The organism is Streptomyces sp. NPDC000941 (assembly GCF_053599555.1).
In genome coordinates this window covers 1-1,522 of record NZ_JBSFMM010000538.1, presented here as the reverse complement: position 1 = coordinate 1,522, position 1,522 = coordinate 1, and the positions used below count along the sequence as shown (strand labels likewise).

Sequence of the window (1,522 nt, the reverse complement as noted above, 5' to 3'; positions counted from 1 at the left end):
TGTGATGGCGTCGGTGCTGGGGCGGCTGGAGGAGCGGGAGCGTGCGGCCCGGAAGCGGGTGGAGGAGTTGCAGGCCGAGCTGGAGGCGGCGCAGTCGGAGTGGGACGAATGGCTGATCGCCCGCAGGCGGGTCGGCGAGGTGTGGGACGGGGGCGAGAGTGCAGGACAGCACGGTGAGGCGGGGAAGACGTCGGAGGGGAACGAGGCCGCGGCGCCGTTGGCGGCGAGGCCCGGGGCGGTGGTTCCTCCCTGGCGGGAGGGGCTGTCGGCTGCGGTGCTGGCGCCGGAATATCAGCAGGTCATGGGCCTGCTGGCCGAACGCCGCGCCACCGGCGGTCAGCCACTGAACTGCCGTGAGATCACTGCCTTGTTGGGGCTGGAGGTGGTTCCTGCGAAGACCGAGGGCGTGCGGTGCAAGCTCAAGCGGCTCGTTGCGCGGGGATGGGCCCATGAGCCGGCACCGGGCCGGTTCGCCTGCGGCGACGGCCGAGACGGCGGGTCATGACCATGGTCATCGACCACAGGATCATCGCCTCCGACGATGCGGGCAGCCGCTCGTAGTCGCGGGCAAGGCGCCGGGAGCGGGTGAGCCAGGCGAAAGTCCGCTCGACGATCCACCGTTTGGGCAGCACGACAAAGCCTTTCCGGTCGTCGCTGCGGCGGATGATCGTCAGTATCAGGTTCAGGGCCCTCGCGCACCAGCTCACCAGCATGCCGGTGTATCCGCTGTCCGCCCATACGCGCCTGAGCCGGTGATGCCGCCTCGCGGCCTGGGCCAGGAGGTCCTGGGCGGCGTCCCGATCCCCCGCCGAGGCGGGGGTGACCATGACCGCCAGGGTCAGGCCGAGGGTGTCCACCACGATGTGCCGCTTACGGCCCTTGATCTTCTTCCCACTGTCATAGCCACTGGTCGCGGCCTCGACCGCAGACGTGCCTTTCGCGGACTGCGAGTCGATCACCCCTGCCGTCGGCTCCGCATCCCGGCCCTGCGCTTCACGCATCGCGGCGCGGAGCCGGTCGTGGAACTCGCCGATCAGCTCCTGCTTCCGCCAACGGGTGAAGAACCGGTGCACCGCCTTCCACGGCGGGTAGTCGGCAGGCAGCGCAGGCCACTTCACGCCGTTGTCCACCACATATCGGATCGCGTCGAGTATGTCCCGGTGGCAGTATTCCTCCGGCCGGCCGCCCCGGCCCTCGGCCCATACGGGCTTCGGGATCATTTCGCGGACCGCTGCCCACTCCGCGTCGCTCATGTCGGTCGGATAGCAGTGCCCGCCGGACGGATTGTCCGCGGCGTTGCCGTACGTGTGGGCGAAGCAGTCACACGCCCGCGTGTCCGGAATGGACTCTTTCGCGGCAGACCGATACAACTGCGGCAACAGGGCCTCCCGGTGAGCAGTGGCGTAGACACCCTCTGTGCTACCGAGAGGCCCTGCCTTCATGCCCCCGCGCGGCCACAATCACCTGAACAGCACACCCGTACGGAGCCCCCAGCCCTCCACTCGGTTTCGAGAAGCCCTCT

Annotated in this window: 2 protein-coding genes; one reads left to right on the top strand and one right to left on the bottom strand. The window is 69.3% G+C overall.

Going from position 1 to position 1,522, the window contains the following annotated elements; genetic code table 11:
• The coding region (locus tag ACWDSL_RS53360; protein ID WP_450496997.1) for a hypothetical protein at positions 1–505 on the top strand (505 nt) is incomplete at its 5' end.
• On the opposite strand, the gene ACWDSL_RS53355 is transcribed toward ACWDSL_RS53360, so the two are convergent.
• Complete coding sequence (locus ACWDSL_RS53355; protein WP_450496996.1) at positions 420–1,253, bottom strand: IS5 family transposase; 834 nt, start codon at positions 1,251–1,253, stop codon at positions 420–422. The genes ACWDSL_RS53360 and ACWDSL_RS53355 overlap by 86 nt on opposite strands.
• Between the last annotated feature and the right edge of the window lie 269 nt (positions 1,254–1,522).